Origin of the sequence: Methylotuvimicrobium sp. KM1 (genome assembly GCF_044788715.1) — a bacterium.
Lineage (GTDB): Bacteria > Pseudomonadota > Gammaproteobacteria > Methylococcales > Methylomonadaceae > Methylotuvimicrobium.
On record NZ_CP173170.1, the window covers coordinates 1441706 to 1456593 of the forward strand.

16 protein-coding genes are annotated in these 14888 nt (G+C 47.4%); 10 read left to right on the forward strand and 6 right to left on the reverse strand.

Features of this window, described 5'->3' with window-relative positions; genetic code table 11:
- Positions 1–12: 12 nt before the first annotated feature.
- From ACINK7_RS06190 to ACINK7_RS06210, 5 genes are read left to right on the forward strand one after another with little or no spacing between them, the layout of a single operon-like run.
- Positions 13–780 (forward strand): TIGR03759 family integrating conjugative element protein, encoded by a 768-nt coding sequence (locus tag ACINK7_RS06190; RefSeq protein WP_404360433.1) that lies wholly within the window; start codon positions 13–15, stop codon positions 778–780.
- A gap of 7 nt (positions 781–787) precedes the next feature.
- On the forward strand, positions 788–1330 hold the full coding sequence (locus ACINK7_RS06195) for a hypothetical protein (protein WP_404360434.1): 543 nt from the start codon (positions 788–790) through the stop codon (positions 1328–1330).
- Between the two features lie 6 nt (positions 1331–1336).
- Complete coding sequence (locus ACINK7_RS06200; RefSeq protein WP_404360436.1) at positions 1337–1879, forward strand: transglycosylase SLT domain-containing protein; 543 nt, start codon at positions 1337–1339, stop codon at positions 1877–1879.
- A 10-nt stretch (positions 1880–1889) separates the two neighbouring features.
- A complete protein-coding gene (locus ACINK7_RS06205) occupies positions 1890–2342 on the forward strand; it encodes a hypothetical protein (RefSeq protein ID WP_404360437.1) in 453 nt (150 codons plus the stop codon).
- 6 nt (positions 2343–2348) lie between these two features.
- Positions 2349–3230: a TIGR03758 family integrating conjugative element protein gene (locus tag ACINK7_RS06210; protein ID WP_404360438.1), complete on the forward strand. Its 882-nt coding sequence runs from the start codon at positions 2349–2351 to the stop codon at positions 3228–3230.
- Between the two features lie 321 nt (positions 3231–3551).
- On the opposite strand, the gene ACINK7_RS06215 is transcribed toward ACINK7_RS06210, so the two are convergent.
- Complete coding sequence (locus ACINK7_RS06215; RefSeq protein WP_404360439.1) at positions 3552–4859, reverse strand: deoxyguanosinetriphosphate triphosphohydrolase; 1308 nt, start codon at positions 4857–4859, stop codon at positions 3552–3554.
- A 209-nt stretch (positions 4860–5068) separates the two neighbouring features.
- On the opposite strand from ACINK7_RS06215, the gene ACINK7_RS06220 reads away from it, so the two are divergent.
- A complete protein-coding gene (locus tag ACINK7_RS06220) occupies positions 5069–5251 on the forward strand; it encodes a hypothetical protein (RefSeq protein ID WP_404360440.1) in 183 nt (60 codons plus the stop codon).
- A 342-nt stretch (positions 5252–5593) separates the two neighbouring features.
- Here ACINK7_RS06220 and ACINK7_RS06225 read toward each other — a convergent pair whose 3' ends face one another.
- From ACINK7_RS06225 to ACINK7_RS06245, 5 genes are all read right to left on the reverse strand, one after another.
- The gene (locus ACINK7_RS06225) at positions 5594–5893 is read right to left on the reverse strand and encodes a hypothetical protein (RefSeq protein ID WP_404360441.1); all 300 of its coding nucleotides are present in this window, start codon (positions 5891–5893) and stop codon (positions 5594–5596) included.
- A 62-nt stretch (positions 5894–5955) separates the two neighbouring features.
- Positions 5956–7092: a PcfJ domain-containing protein gene (locus ACINK7_RS06230; RefSeq protein ID WP_404360442.1), complete on the reverse strand. Its 1137-nt coding sequence runs from the start codon at positions 7090–7092 to the stop codon at positions 5956–5958.
- Positions 7093–7130: 38 nt separating this feature from the next.
- Positions 7131–7778, reverse strand: coding sequence for a hypothetical protein (locus tag ACINK7_RS06235; protein ID WP_404360444.1), 648 nt, complete (start codon positions 7776–7778; stop codon positions 7131–7133).
- A 100-nt stretch (positions 7779–7878) separates the two neighbouring features.
- Positions 7879–8349, reverse strand: coding sequence for a hypothetical protein (locus ACINK7_RS06240; RefSeq protein WP_404360445.1), 471 nt, complete (start codon positions 8347–8349; stop codon positions 7879–7881).
- 5 nt (positions 8350–8354) lie between these two features.
- Positions 8355–11042, reverse strand: a complete 2688-nt coding sequence (locus tag ACINK7_RS06245; RefSeq protein ID WP_404360446.1) for a hypothetical protein — start codon at positions 11040–11042, stop codon at positions 8355–8357.
- A 203-nt stretch (positions 11043–11245) separates the two neighbouring features.
- On the opposite strand from ACINK7_RS06245, the gene ACINK7_RS06250 reads away from it, so the two are divergent.
- From ACINK7_RS06250 to traD, 4 genes are all read left to right on the forward strand, one after another.
- Entirely contained in the window at positions 11246–11620 is a 375-nt protein-coding gene (locus ACINK7_RS06250) for a hypothetical protein (protein WP_404360447.1), read from the forward strand.
- A 131-nt stretch (positions 11621–11751) separates the two neighbouring features.
- Entirely contained in the window at positions 11752–11880 is a 129-nt protein-coding gene (locus ACINK7_RS06255) for a hypothetical protein (RefSeq protein ID WP_404360448.1), read from the forward strand.
- Between the two features lie 458 nt (positions 11881–12338).
- Positions 12339–12836, forward strand: a complete 498-nt coding sequence (locus tag ACINK7_RS06260; protein ID WP_404360449.1) for a PFL_4695 family integrating conjugative element protein — start codon at positions 12339–12341, stop codon at positions 12834–12836.
- On the forward strand, positions 12833–14887 hold the full coding sequence (traD, locus tag ACINK7_RS06265) for a type IV conjugative transfer system coupling protein TraD (RefSeq protein ID WP_404360450.1): 2055 nt from the start codon (positions 12833–12835) through the stop codon (positions 14885–14887). The genes ACINK7_RS06260 and traD overlap by 4 nt, the downstream gene beginning before the upstream one ends.
- Position 14888: the final 1 nt, after the last annotated feature.

Here is a 14888-nt window from a genome sequence, read left to right on the forward strand (position 1 = left end):
GGGGATGCTGTTATGGCGAATCAATCGGTTGTTGGTGTTGTGATTTCAATAGTCGCGCTGATGACGCTGCCGATCATTCCGTCCGTCGCGGAGCAAACGACCGAGTATCGAGATACCCAAATCAAACCGGTCGAAACGGATGAGGTGCAACGCAAACAATGGTCGTTATCGGCACAAGAATGGAGCCGCTATCAAACACTGATGAAAGGCATACGCGGCAGCATCAGTCCGGCCAATATCTCGCCGATCGAAGTCCTCGGAACCCACGCCAGAAACGATCAGGAGCGGAAAAAATACGCTGAAGTGTGGGCGCAAATGCGCTTCGAGGATGCGGAACGCATTCTAGCGTTTCAAGCGGCCTACAATGAGGCGTTCAGAAAACTGTACGGCGATGTTCAGCTGATCGACATGAATAAAATTCGTCCACCCAAGAGCACGCCAACAATAGCATCGATAACAGCGGACAGCCGCCTGTTGGTTTTTCTCAAAATCGATAACTGTTATGAATGCAAACAATTGGTTCGGCGAGTGCTGGACACTCGTTCGCTGAGCAAAAATCAAATCGATATGTATTTCGTCGACACCAAGCCCGGCCGGGATGATGAAAAGATCAAAAAATGGGTAATCGACCTGGGTATTGACCCATCACGGCTGAAAAGCGGCAAGATCACATTCAATCATGATCGTGGCAACCTGGTAAAAATCACTAAAAAATTCGATCAAGCAATGCCTGTAGCCTTCAAAATGGATGCTAACTCACTAACAACAATAAAACTATAAGCCAACAATGCCGCAACAAAAAACACAGTCCATCGATACCGCCAGTAGTAACCGATTCAGAATTCGCGAACATAAACGCCTGACGATACCGGAATCGATACGTGAAGAAATTCGTTTGGGAAATGCCATGAAGGATTATCGACCCATAAGCCCACTTGAATTCGCCCCATATGAAAATGCCGAAGGTTACGAATTCTCCTGGGGGCATATTCTGGAACGGCGCGCGGGACAATATCTGGTGTGGGATTTTTGTTTCAATCAGCTCTTGGGTCAATACCTCAGCACCGGACGCCGACTAAACGATTTGCAGCGGACTGTCTTTTTTGAATTAGAGCGAATAGTCGATTGCACAACGCGCGATATCGTCCAGGTTCTCAGCATGCGCGACGGATGGAAAATCATGCAGTGCTCAACACTCGGCGTGTTTACCTTGGTCATTCACTTTACCGAAGAAAGCGAAGCCCGGGAATGGGTGGTCGATAATTTATTGAACAGCGTCATTCCTGAAATCATCGGTCAATTATCTGCGAGCAAGCCGGATCACAAGTGACAAACGATGATTACAAAATCATGGTTAGTCGTTCTGGGTATGGGTCTGTCATTCGCGGTTAATCCGCTACATGCGGAGCCCATACCGTCGAGTTACCAACAGATTGCGCAAGAGTACGACATACCGCCTGGCGTGCTATACAGCGTAGCGCTGCAAGAAAGCCGAATGCGATTGCGCAGCCGGCAGATCCGTCCCTGGCCCTGGACGTTGAACGTTGCGGGCGTCCCGAGAAGATACCCAACCCGCATCGCGGCCTATAAAGGACTGACCTTTTATTTGGAGCGCGGTATCCGGTCGATCGATGTCGGACTGATGCAGGTCAATTGGCGCTATCACCAAGACAAGCTAGGTACTCCGTGGCAGGCGCTCGATCCACACCACAATGTCCGTACCGGGGCAAAAATACTGGCGTCGGAATACCGTGAAACCCAAGACTGGTTCGAGGCGATCGGGCGTTATCACTCGCCAGGTCCCAGTGTCCGGCACAAACGCAGAGCAAAAAAATACGCAAACTCAGTCGTAGGTTTTTCAAATAACTTAAGCAAGTGAGGACGATCCAATGACCAAAAAGATAGTGTCCGTCATTGTTATGTTCGGCATGTGTGTGCACATTGGAAAGGCAGAAACTATCGATCCGGAATTAAACGTGCTGTTCAAGCAACAGCTGGATACCCGAGAAGAAGTGCAGATCCAACAGAGCATGCCGGTCGAATTAGACGCCAGTAAACCCGGTTTAGAACAGGCGGTCTTGTGGACGATCATCGGGCCGACCTATTGGCGGAACCAGTTAAGCATTGTGTCAAAACAACAGAATCAATGGCAGAATCTGGCGACGATACCGGTTACCGGCATGGTGGACGGATTGGGTCCCGCGCAACCGAATGGAACGATCTCGGTCGAAACGAAAGTCCAGGGTCCGAGCGATCCTTTATGCTGTCCAACGCAGAGCCAAGTGCTTTACTTTCGTTATCGGGCGGGGCAGTTACAAGAAGTCCCACCCGGCTCAGAGTAAAGCGTTATGAAGCAAGCCAGGCAACTGATCATGGGCTTGTTCATTTCAGGGGCGGTGTGGGCGGCTTCCGAATACAACGATTACTTGGCGGCGCTCAGTGCCAGAGAATCCAGCAGCAATCCCACCAGCGTCAATCAATACGGTTATTTAGGCAGTTATCAGATGGGGGAGAGCGCCTTGATCGATGCCGGTTATTATCTCAAAGATCACACGCCGAATACCAATGACTGGACCGGGACCTGGACCGGGAAGAACGGAATTCACAGCAAAGCCGACTTTTTAGCGAACGCGGCAGTACAAACCCAAGCGATCAAAGACTACAACATCAAGCAGTGGGGCTATATCAGCAATGTAGACTTGGATCACTATGTAGGCCAAACGATAGCCGGTATCGTCATGACCGAATCGGGTTTATTGGCCGGCGCTCACCTGGTCGGGGTCGGAGGGCTTAAAACGTTTTTACAATCCAACGGCGCACAAATCCCCAGTGATGCCAATAACACCGCCATTACCCATTACATTTCGGAGTTTAACGGTTATAACCTGGCACCGATTACCGGCACTGTCACCGCCGGAGGCAGTGCCGGTCCCGTTAGTACGGGGGGTAATGAAATCAATGGCGTTCAATCGCCAGTCCCCACTGTCTGGCAACCGTCGATAAATCCTTCGGCTGCATTCACAAACAGCGCCGGCGGCGTCAGCTATCAAGAACTTAAAACTGCGATACAGTCGATTATCGCAATCCTACTGTTTTTATGGATCGCCTTTGTAAGCTGGAGCCAATTCAAAATGTGGGGCGAAAACAGTATCTCGATCATGGCGATGAAATCCAATATCATTCGAGCCACTACGGTAATGATGCTGTTGTTGTTTATTTTTATGCTGTGAGACGTATTGAAATCAACGATCCTCAATCCATCCGCTTCTGGCTTTGGTAGAATTCCGCAGATGCTATTATCGTAAGCGGACACTCAAAAGTTCGAATTCCGTTGGACTTTGGACTGGTAATTTCGGCCAATTGGAGACATTCAAGTATATCGGCGAATGGCGGTTGCTAATTACATTTGTCAATAACGGAAAGACAGGGGCAGCCAGCGACAAGCAGTCTATCGATATTGCTGAAGCACCGATTAACGCCCCCAGTTGCCGGTTTTTACCAGCAGGAGTCCGTGCAAAATAGCGGCTCGCTTGTGCATATGCTTGTTGCATTCACAATGCTCTACCCAATAATTGGTTGGCCACATGAGTTGCATGATTATCTGTCATACTTGAAACCATATCTGTTATGCGAAGGTAGCACTCATGATAACTCATACCCTTGGTAAACTTATTTACTCCCATTAAGTCCATAACTCGCTGCGACTTAAAAGAAACCTGTTCTTTTTTAACCTCATTTGCTGCCTCAACAAAAGCAGTCAATATTCTGTCCAAGGTTTCATATGAACCTAGCTCTAGCTCAATTTTTCTCCTGTTCAAGAATATATTTTCCCTAGTTACTTTCTTTGCATTATTGATTCCTTCTGCTTCAATTCCGTCAATTCTAGAAATAAGGTCTCCTTTAAAGTTTCCAGAAATTATTTCGTCATAGTTTGACTTGAAAATTTCTGTTACTTTTTTAATTAGGTTGTCGATTGCTGTTGATCGTAGGCGCCAGACTCTAAAATCATCACTACTTTCCCCGCAGTATTCCTCTTTGTTACCGGCCAAATTATTTAATATAGTAGAAACATCATCAAATCTTAGTATGTTTAGCTCCAAAGCATCTTCGATATCCAATATCTTGTAACAGATATCATCAGCTGCTTCCATCAAGTATGAGAGCGGATGACGTCGGAACTGATGGCTGTTTGACGATTCTAGCCCTAACTCACTCATTAGATCTTGAGCAATTGTCTTTTCTGATTGGAAGAAGTTAAATTTTCCTTTGCTTTTGGCTAGCTCATGACCAGAAAACCACGGATATTTAATAAGAGTTCCTAGTGTTGCATATGTGAGCTTCAAGCCACCATCTTGATAATTGTTTTCTATAGATGCTACGACTCGGAATCCCTGCGCATTGCCTTCAAATATTTCAAAGTCATTTCTTTCGCTGTCTAACTCTAGTGCCAACTTCCATCCGTTTTCTTTAAACCAGTGTCGAATTGCATATTCGCCAGCATGACCAAATGGTGGATTTCCGATGTCATGTGCTAAACAAGCTGCCTGTACAATGGCGCCTATTTCTTGTGCAGAAATATCTTTAGGCAAATGATTGTTACCTTCGAGAAAAACTCCGACATTATGACCAAGACTCCTACCAACGCTACCTACTTCTATTGAATGTGTCAGGCGAGTATGAATATGATCGTGATTCGATAGCGGATGAACTTGTGTTTTACGTCCCAACCTTCGAAACGCAGATGAGAATACTATTCGATCGTAATCCTTATGAAACTCACTTCGAACATCTAAAGTTTTGGATTCTTCAGGCTTGTTAAGTCTTTTTTTTGATAGGAGTTTTTCCCATTCCATTTTCATTTGAATTATTCCTTAAGAAAAAGTAAAAAGTTATTATCTAGGCTGCATAACTTCTATAGTTGTAGCGATCATTTATATCAATCTCCGCTTGAAATCCTATAATCCGCTTGAAATCCTATAAATGGGATAACTACACTTTTGACTGATAACCGACTATCAATACCATAAACTATGAGATTGCTAATGACAAGTGGTTAAGGTTTTTTTAAATGTTTGATCTTCATAAACTTGCGGCCATTCGAAAAATTTATCGACAGTCTGCTTGGGGTCGGTTGGACTCAGTGACGAACGGCCGCTTTCAGGTATCGGAATTCAATGACAGCTTTCCGGCGATGAATCTGAAGAGCGGACGGTCGCCGAACGACCCCTTCCCGCCGGTCGCGTTTCTCTAAACCGGCCAGTCAGCAAAATCCAGAGTGTGCGGGTTGGAGGTCTATAAAGCGGCCTTTGGCGACCTTACCCAACCGGCCAAAAGCCGACCACTAAGCTACGACTATGACTGTCAGCAATTGCGTGGGTAGCAGTCTGCCTGTTACGCCGTCTAAACCCAACGGCAGCAATTGAATTCAACCAAATAAAGGGATACGGAAAAAGCGTATGCCAAGACTAGGTCTGTCAGATTTAGGCCTAATAATTTGATCTGGACTCGTCAGGAAATATTGAAACAACCTAGAATGGGGTTGTTTCTGATTCTGAGTTACTTACTGGCAAAGTACTTTCTTGCCTTACTACATTTAACGATTTAAATTATTCCGAACGGTTTGAAAGGTGTCTTGACCAGAAACCAATTCCAAAGCTGCTCGAACGCGATTACCTGCATCAACGGAAGCCTCTGCATATGTGCATCGATATCGCTGTTGTAAAACTTTGGCAGTTTCACGAACTACCGCCTCCTCGCCATGTTCATGGATGGACATTTGAAAATGATAAAGATCTTGGGCTGCATTGAGACCATTCTTGGTCGCGACAGCAGTAACAAACGTATCTGACGCAATTTTTGAAATAATATCGGGAAATGATAAAACTGATTGCATGGTAGACTCCTTTAGTTAATTGCTACGTCTAAATTTCTGATTTTTGGTTAAATGTGTTATTTCTATATTCTATTGTTCAACCATTTCATTACTGACTCTTTTGTTGCCTCGGAAACCGGGCGATTTCGATCCAAATATAGTTGATCGAATATAGGTTTATTTTCGTTTTTACTTAACATCAGGCCAAGTGTTGCTCTTTCCGGTGCCAATACCTTATACACATAATATTCACCCCGTTGAATTCTTGATTCATAGCTTCGAACGCAATGGTGTTGGGCTCTACCTTCCAAAGCAAGCATTCGAGACCCTGTAATTGGAACAATAGCATTATTGCCTAAAATAGGTGCTTGAGGAAAGTTATTATCGGGTAATTCTTCAATGGTTTGTTTATTTATCCGATCCGCCAACCTATCGTGTAATTGCTTAAGACTGGCATAAGTTTTAATTTGCTTTTTTAAGGCTTTATTGACCTCTTGGGTAACTCCCAGCCTAGCAGCCATTCTTTGCACATCTTCTATACGCGAATGAAATCCAATAGGCCAATTATCTGGATGACAATTTTTCAAGAAAGACGTATCGATAAGCCATGGGGCGGCTAAAACATTATATATAAGACGAAAATCTATTATTTCATGATGAATTAATTTCTCATAGCCATTCAATCTGAGTACTCTGTATATAAGCTGATATGCAGTTATATCAAATGTATCGAATGAAATTTTATTAAGTACATTAACAGCGGCTTCGGTTCCAGGTAGTCCACAAGCGACTAAAATATCCCTTCGTTTTATCGATGCCAGTTTTAATACATCCTGCTCAGACCACTTTTTTATACGAGCCGTATAAATTAAAATCCACAACAAATTTTTAGAGCTAAAATATAAGTCATATGCTGCTTTATAATGACTAATTAGATTCAAAATAATAAATTCAACTCCAGAGTATGGATTGATGCTATTTATCACAAAATTAGGTATCTCCATAACCCAGTTTTTATACTCTGGATTAGATAACACATAACTCAGATGAATAGCAGAATCGGTAAGAGGTCGCCTACTCTCTATTTCTTTGTTATCGACTATTAATAACCAATCAATACCATGATTCCAAGACGAAATTAATAAATAATTTTTACAGCCTTCTATAATTGAAAAATCAATTTTTATAATTGAAGAATCGGTTTTTAAAAATTTTTTCATTTATTATTGATTTCTATTGCTAAATTTTCCAAGGCCGTTTAGTTTAAAATGCCAGACGCCGTTTCATAAAGTTTGTGCAAAATCTGTTCTCGCAGCTCGATTTCATACAATTCAACATATCGTTCAATAATACGCAGATCTATATCCTCATCGCCTAGACGATCCTTGAAATATTCGACCATTCCTGGACAGAATGACAGAACAAAGCTTTCCATTTCTTTATAATCTGACACAAGTTTCGATTCTCCCATGACGCTTTCAGAAATCCGATAGATTCCAGGAGTGTCCTCTTCGGGTTCTATGGATAACCAAAAATAATCAAAGCTTAAATGACTATCGACCAAACCTGAGATGTTTATAGCAATATCCCCGTCTTGTTCGCCTAAATCGTCAACTTCTCCGGTCTGGAGATTGACGTTGTATTGCATCCAATAAGTTTGATAAGCGCTCATCGGAACTCCAGGAATATACGTGTCGCCTAACACGGCTCTGTGTCTTTCGATCTCGACTGTTACGCAGTTCTTATCTTCATTCTCCGTAATACGATACCTGTCCATTAGCTTCTTAGGTGTCACATCGACAGGCCAGCCTATTTTGTTAAAATGATTTTCCAGGATATCTAATGCCAATATTTCGGCGGCTTCGGTATGTTGCGGGTTTTGGTCGTTTAATTTTGTGTTCAACATTGACTTTGTTCCTGGTTTTTATTTTGCACGGTAGCGCTTCTGGAAGCTGAAGCGACCAGCTTTTGTTGTGCACGCTCCAAATTTCATGTCTTGTCACCGTTCAAAATCCTATGAGACTTTGGTGTTGTTTGTTTAAACGTACCGCCATACGTCGTGCCTCAAGAAGGCTTCCGTTGGTGATTAGCGATATTTCAAAGCCTAACTGTTTTGCATCTGAGATCTCGGAATCCAGCCTGTCCCTGAGTAAGGTTGGCTCTCCGCCGGCAATGCTCAGTCGGACATTTTTCCAGCGTAATGATTGAGCCAACGGGTTCGACGGGATTGTGGGGGCGAAAAATTCCTTAACGTTCTTTAGCATGCGATGTGTGCTTTCTTGGCTGCGTTGAAGCTCCCTGCTTGTTTGAAGGTGGTGGGATGTCCATTTGGCATAGCAATACTTGTAACGATAATTACACGCCTCAGTGCCGTGACAGTCGATCACAAGGTCCGTAACTGACGGACGCGCGCCTGTACCGTTATATGGTCCTATGAACGGGCTGGTTCCCTGGGTATATGCCGCGTGCGGTTTCATGGTCCTTACTCCTCGGGTTTAATATTCAATAATTGCAGCAAGTCCTGAGCGTACTGGCGGGCGTCGGGCAGAAACCGGCGAACCCATTTCTGCTTATCATCGTTACTTAGCAGTGCTGGATCATCCCTTAGCAGAGCGACTGCTTCGCCAATGACGGAGGACGATGGGATGGCAAGGATGAGGCGACGCTGGGCCTTCCTGTTATAGTCACGATTTTTAATTAGTCGCCTCGCCTCCTGCGGCGCCCATTTCCATAGATATTCCGCAGCCTGAGCGCCCAGCTGTTCATTTTCGAGGAACATCTTCGCATTCCCGGCCATCTCCGAGCCGTAAGGTTGGAAAAAATTCAAGAATGAGATGAAATGCCAGTCTGTCGGAAAGTTCGTCGCCAACGATTCCAGCAGTTGGCGTTTGATGGATGTCGATAGCTCGTCTGGATGTTTTATCAGGAATATACGGTCTTCCTCATCTAGTCCGGTAAGTACGGTCACTTCATTCTCATCCATTGTCTTCATCACCCAGTTCAGCAGAGCAGAATAACTTTGATTTTTGCTGTCGCGAGTGAATAATCTGGAGCCAAAGAGTGGATCGGTCCAGACTACCTCACTTTTTTTCAGCCGATTCTTAACCAGCGAAGGCCACCATGCCTTTGCGGTGCGTAAATTTACGGATGGATTGTCAGACTTGACCTGATTCAGCAAGGCTTGCTCGGTAACTGGAGAGTCAAGTAGGCCGGCCCACCATTCCCACTTAGCAAGCCATTTGCCTTTGGCTGCGCTCGCCAGCAGTCCAGCGTTGAACAACGATGGCATCTTTTCATAGGTCGGCGGCGTTCCGTGGCGGGCGAGCCAGCGCGTGACCACCGATAGGAAGTCCCGCATAGGTATCGTCATGTCTTGGCTGAAGAAATTAGTGGCAATAAAGTCGAGCCAATCAGGCACAGTTTGCGGCAGATCTTTATACCAACCGGGAAAATACCAGTTTGGCGGCAAGTTCGTGCCTGGTGAGGGCGCCAGACTCCAGGCCCAGCAGACGCATATCCATTCAAGTACCTGCGCCATATTTTCCAGTGGACGCGAAGATGGATAAAGCTTTCCATCTTCCAAGGTCATATGCTTGAAGACGTAATTAGCCAGTCTGGGCAGCTCGTCGCCGATGTCTTCTTCTCGGATGATTCGGCGGCCGATGGCCACGAACAAAGCTTCGCCGGCTCCGATAGTCTCGGCCGAAACGGGGGTTTCGATCAGTGGTGCGGCGAGTTGTTCCAGTTGGCCGATACTTATTGCGTCCAGCGCGGCATCCACCAAGGGGCGGCGTTGATTGTCGAAACACGCCGGCGCCCAAGTGGTAAGATCGCCCTTGTTCAATGCTGCCTTCAGCTGTTCACACATTAACAAGCGGATCAGGGTGGGACGTTGGAAATCATATTTCTTCCCCATGTCCCGCACGATCAGTTGCTGACCCTGCAGAGTTTCGAATTTGCACAAATCGTCAATGATTTTTTTCCAGTCGTTTTCGTCCAGTTCGCCTTCCCATGCAAAATTCCAATGTTTCCATCGCTGTTCGATCAGTTGCGGGATCAAGTCGAAGCTGGACTTGTCGAGATTGAACAGTTGGAGCAATAGCTCGTCGACGTCGTCCTTGCCGCCTTCTAACTCTTTAATCAGTGCAATTTCACCCTTCTCGTGCATGGCTTGGCACAGCGCTAACGCATCATCAACACTATCTATCAATTTTCCGGTGGGATCTAATTTTTGCAGCAATTTTTGAGTGCCTCCGCTGCTGAAGGTGGTTTCTTTGATACCAAGCTCCTTTAAGCGTTGCTCCAGCCATTGCAACAATTTGGCATGCCAGTCTGGTCGTAAGGTCCATCTCCAGCTGTTGACGTTCCCCTTGAGCTGCTCGAGCCGATAGCGGTGCCTGTCCCTCTCGGCCTGCTTGGTCTTCTCTAACTCCTCATCCTTGGCCTGCTCGGTTTCCTCCAGGTTCGGCAGCAACAGCGGCGACGGCGAGATAACCAGTATTGGTGCGGCCTGGCGAGCGCTAATCAACTTCTCCAGATCGCTCACTTCGGGTTTCTCGCGTATTGCCAAAATCAACGGTTTTTGATTGCGCACAAGCTCGATGTCTTTTTCGATGGCCTCGCTCAAGGATTTGCGGGACGCAAACTGATGCCCCCCCCTTACTTCCTGCTTGCGTGTCAACAACTGATACTCCGTTTCGTCTCGCACATACAGCCATTCGACTTTTTTAATGGGATAAGGGCTGCCGCCTTGCGGAGACAACCAAGCATCAAGCGTTGGATTGTTGGCGTAGCGGTCGTTATTTTGTGATACGTCCTCTAGCAGCAGTTCGGGCTTGGCGACTTCCCAGTAGTCTTCGCGCATCAAATCCAATGGCGGAAAATCAGGAAACGCCGACAAGGCGAAAATATGCCGGCCGGTTTTTTGATGCAGGCCAAGCTCGTCTCGATCTATTTCCAGCAATTCGATTAGGCAGTTAGTTTCCTCTTTCCGTGTGAGCCACCAGGTGGGATCGCCGCTATTTAGTTCGCCGATCTTGCGGCCCAGCGAGCGCGTCTTAATGCCATTGTTCTCGAATACCTCCGGCCACTTCTTTTGCAACTCGGAGGCGACCTTGTTGAAGGAAGGGTAAAGTTTGAACCCCGGCGATGATCTGATGGGATTGCGCATGATAGCTCCGTCATGGATGGAATGAAGCCATTTTATAATTTTTGAGATCAATGTCAAATGAGATTCATTATGAGATTATCTCGACTAATCTCAATAATCTCATTTAAGTTGCATAACTTTGATGCGTGGTTATACTGCGAAACGGGAAACATTGAGCCTGTTTCCAACCTTTATCAACCTGGCTCAACAGGAGATCAATAAAAGTGGCAAAAAAATTTTTTAAAGATATTGGCGAAGTTGCAAAAGCGTTAGGTGATGGCGGTCCATTTAACCCTGACAAAGAATACGAAATAGTTGGTGCACTAGTGGATGACTTGGTTGATCTGGGCCAGACTGACAAGGTGTATGCGTTTCATGATGATCACATGGGCTTGAAGGATGATTTATCCGATGATTTTTTGAGATCACCTCTTGATGATTTAGATGCCGATAAATACGAATCTGAAATAGAGATGGTAATTGATCAGGCAAACATTATTCTTCCTCTATCCAATAAAGAATTATCAGAAGAGGATATTGAAGAGATAAGAGAAGACAAGATATCCAGAGGTGAAGACCCTGATGATATTGATATTTAACTATTGATAACAAATTAACTCGGACCGCAAATTTCGCTACGCTTCATTTGCGTCCGGTTATTTGCGACGTTTGGCGCGAGGTCACGTAGTGTTTGACATTCATTTATCGTGACAAAAAGGAGATTATTATCATGACAAAAGAAAAGAGCCAAGAAGATATGACTGATGAGGAGCAATTCCAAGAAGAGAAGGATAATCTCGAAGATGAATATTATAAAACTCAAAATGAGATGGATAGCCCCACTGATGAAGACGATTAAACAAAACGTTTAATCCTTAGGGGGTGGTTACGCTCAACTGCGCTCCATCCCCATTGAGATTGAATATGCAGAGAGTGAGCGGCTTGAGCCCCCCCCCCCTAAAGAGGAAAATAACTACCGACCCCACTTAACTTCACGTTGAACGACTGCTTATTGAGCCCCTGCCGACATTGACTGCGAAGCATTGAATGTAGCTTTTGGGTCGTAACCAGATGTTCAGCCGATTTAAAATGAATTATTTCTTTGTGTCCGCTTTAGAATAGTCATCCAAGGATAACATCTTAACTCATGGCTCGATCCAGATTCAGACGGTGTCATTAGGCTGATTTTAAAAAAATAGTACACCGCACAGAGTGCAGTCAAGCCAACAAAAACCCTTCCAAATTGGATTAAGGGTTTTTTATTGTCGATTTCATCCCGGTTAACAACAATGACGACTCCAGCAAAAGGAGTCCGTTATGCGTTGCGTCACTGTCTGTTTCATCCTCATCGCGCTATTCAGCACGGCAGCCAACAGCGAGCCGGTGGTTCTATTCGACGCCGGCAATACGCAGCCAATGCCGGACCGTGTGCAAATCAGCCCACCGAACTATCAACAATCCCTACGATTACCGGATATTCCCCAAAACGTCGATCCGCTGCCGGTCCTCAGCCAGGCGCTGACGCCGGGGCCCGTCCAATCGCGCGTTATCGATCGGCCCGGACTCGATCGCCCGGTGTTCATCGTCGGCTATGACGAGCTGTCGCTCAAGTGGCTTCGGCATAACCTGGAACCGCTAAAACGGCATCGCGCGACCGGCATCGTCGTCAATGTGGAGAATCAGGATCAACTTCGTCAATTAAGGCAAGCCGCCGAAGGACTGGAAGTCAACCCGGTGCCGGGCGATAAGATCGCCCGAAAATTGGAACTGACGCATTACCCCGTGTTGATTTCAAAAAACCGTATCGAGCAATGAACAAGCATTATCCCGTAGAAGCGCTGCTGCGTCCTCCGATCGAACTGTGGTCCGCCTTTTGCGCGTTCGGTATCGCGCTGATCTCCGCCTTGGCGCCTTGGGCGATCATGATGACGCCGGCGGTCGGTTATCTGTCGGCCTTACTGTTGACAGGGTTTGGAATCTACCGGTTGTTCGACGCGCTGACTGTTCTGCGTTATCAACGGAACATGCGCCGGATGCCGGAATATGTCGTCGAGCCGAAGCATATTCCGGTCAGCCGCCGCCGACTGTTTCTGGGCAAGGGCTTCCTGTGGCGGCAACAACATACGCAACGATTGCGCGACACCCTGAATCCGAAAGTCCGGCATTACGTCGAGCCGTCCACGTTGTATCGCTGGGCCCGACGCAGGGAGTCGCAATGGGAACATACCTTCCTGCTCAATAGAGTCGCCAAACTGTTGCGCAGCCAATCCCGTTGGAACCCGGTCAGACCCTTGCCGCCGGTCGGCGGCAAACCGCACATTCACGCCGTCGAAATGCGGGAGCAGGATGTCACGATGGATCTACGCGAACGGGTCGGCCATACCTTGGTGCTCGGCACCACCCGCGTCGGTAAAACGCGATTGGCGGAAATCCTGATTACGCAGGATATCGCCCGGGGCGATACCGTGATCGTGTTCGATCCGAAGGGCGACGCCGATCTGATGAAACGAGTGGTCGCAGAAGCCAAACGGGCCGGTCGTAGCGACGAGACCTACCTCTTCCATTTAGGCTATCCCGATATCTCGTGCCGTTACAATGCGATCGGCAACTTTTCCCGAATCACCGAAGTCGCCACGCGACTGACTAATGCTTTGCCCAGCGAAGGCAATTCCGCCGCCTTCCGGGAATTCGCCTGGCGTTTCACGAACATGATCGCGGTGGCCCTGGTCAAAATGGGCCGGCGTCCGGATTATCGGCAAATCACGCGTTACATCACCCATATCGAACCCCTGCTGATCGAATACTACCGGCAATGGCTGCCGGATGTCGCACCGGTCGAGTGGGTCCAGGAAGTCCAGCGCATGGCGGAAGCTATTAATGAACGGGATCTGCCGTTCGCGTTGAAAGGCAGGTCGCACGAGGCGATTGCTTTAGTTCGTTATGCCAAGGAGAACGGATTGTACGATCCGGTGGCCGACGGCCTGCGCTCCGCCTTCGAGTACGACAAAACCTATTTCGACAAGATCGTGGCCTCGCTACTGCCGCTGATGGAAAAATTGATCTCCGGCAAAACCGCGTCATTGATCTCACCGGATTACACAGACATGGAGGACGATCGCCCGATCATCGATTGGCGGCAGATCATCCGCCGCAAGGGCGTGGTCTATATCGGATTGGATGCGCTGTCCGACACGGCGGTCGCTTCGGCGGTCGGCAATTCCATGTTTGCCGACCTGGTATCGGTGTCGGGGGAAATTTACAAACACGGCACCGACCGTGGCATGCCGGAAACGGAACAAGCGCCAGACATGCCGACCATTTCGCTGCATGCCGATGAATTCAACGAACTGATCGGCGACGAGTTCATTCCGCTGCTGAACAAAGCCGGCGGGTCCGGGTTTCAGGTGACGGCTTATACGCAAACCTGGTCCGACGTGGAAGCGCGAATCGGCAGCAAGGCCAAAGCCGGGCAGGTCGCCGGTAACTTCAATACGCTGATCATGCTGAGAGTCAAGGAATTGGCTACGGCGGAAATGCTGACCAGTCAAGTCGATAGCTGTAACGTGACCACCGTGACCGAAGTATCCGGCGTCAACGACACCGCCGACCCGACTTCCAAGGTCGATTTCACCTCGACCAACCAAGACCGCATATCGGTGACCGAAGTCCCGTTGATCACGCCGGCCAACGTGATGGCCTTGCCGAAAGGCCAGGCGTTCGCGCTGCTCGAAGGCGGCAATTTATGGAAAATCCGCATGCCGCTGCCCTCCAAAAGCGAGGACGACATGATGCCGAAGAACCTGCGCGAAGTGGCCGCCGAAATGCAGCGCCGTTATTTGACCAGCGACCACTGGTGGGCCGGCTGAC

Excerpts from the sequence above, each read along its gene's own strand:
- ACINK7_RS06190 (WP_404360433.1), top strand. The coding sequence starts at position 13 with ATGGCGAATCAATCGGTTGTTGGTGTTGTGATTTCAATAGTCGCGCTG.
- ACINK7_RS06195 (WP_404360434.1), top strand. The coding sequence starts at position 788 with ATGCCGCAACAAAAAACACAGTCCATCGATACCGCCAGTAGTAACCGA.
- ACINK7_RS06200 (WP_404360436.1), top strand. The coding sequence starts at position 1,337 with ATGATTACAAAATCATGGTTAGTCGTTCTGGGTATGGGTCTGTCATTC.
- ACINK7_RS06205 (WP_404360437.1), top strand. The coding sequence starts at position 1,890 with ATGACCAAAAAGATAGTGTCCGTCATTGTTATGTTCGGCATGTGTGTG.
- ACINK7_RS06210 (WP_404360438.1), top strand. The coding sequence starts at position 2,349 with ATGAAGCAAGCCAGGCAACTGATCATGGGCTTGTTCATTTCAGGGGCG.
- ACINK7_RS06215 (WP_404360439.1), bottom strand. The coding sequence starts at position 4,859 with ATGAAAATGGAATGGGAAAAACTCCTATCAAAAAAAAGACTTAACAAG.
- ACINK7_RS06220 (WP_404360440.1), top strand. The coding sequence starts at position 5,069 with ATGTTTGATCTTCATAAACTTGCGGCCATTCGAAAAATTTATCGACAG.
- ACINK7_RS06225 (WP_404360441.1), bottom strand. The coding sequence starts at position 5,893 with ATGCAATCAGTTTTATCATTTCCCGATATTATTTCAAAAATTGCGTCA.
- ACINK7_RS06230 (WP_404360442.1), bottom strand. The coding sequence starts at position 7,092 with ATGAAAAAATTTTTAAAAACCGATTCTTCAATTATAAAAATTGATTTT.
- ACINK7_RS06235 (WP_404360444.1), bottom strand. The coding sequence starts at position 7,778 with ATGTTGAACACAAAATTAAACGACCAAAACCCGCAACATACCGAAGCC.
- ACINK7_RS06240 (WP_404360445.1), bottom strand. The coding sequence starts at position 8,349 with ATGAAACCGCACGCGGCATATACCCAGGGAACCAGCCCGTTCATAGGA.
- ACINK7_RS06245 (WP_404360446.1), bottom strand. The coding sequence starts at position 11,042 with ATGCGCAATCCCATCAGATCATCGCCGGGGTTCAAACTTTACCCTTCC.
- ACINK7_RS06255 (WP_404360448.1), top strand. The coding sequence starts at position 11,752 with ATGACAAAAGAAAAGAGCCAAGAAGATATGACTGATGAGGAGCAATTC.
- ACINK7_RS06260 (WP_404360449.1), top strand. The coding sequence starts at position 12,339 with ATGCGTTGCGTCACTGTCTGTTTCATCCTCATCGCGCTATTCAGCACG.
- traD (WP_404360450.1), top strand. The coding sequence starts at position 12,833 with ATGAACAAGCATTATCCCGTAGAAGCGCTGCTGCGTCCTCCGATCGAA.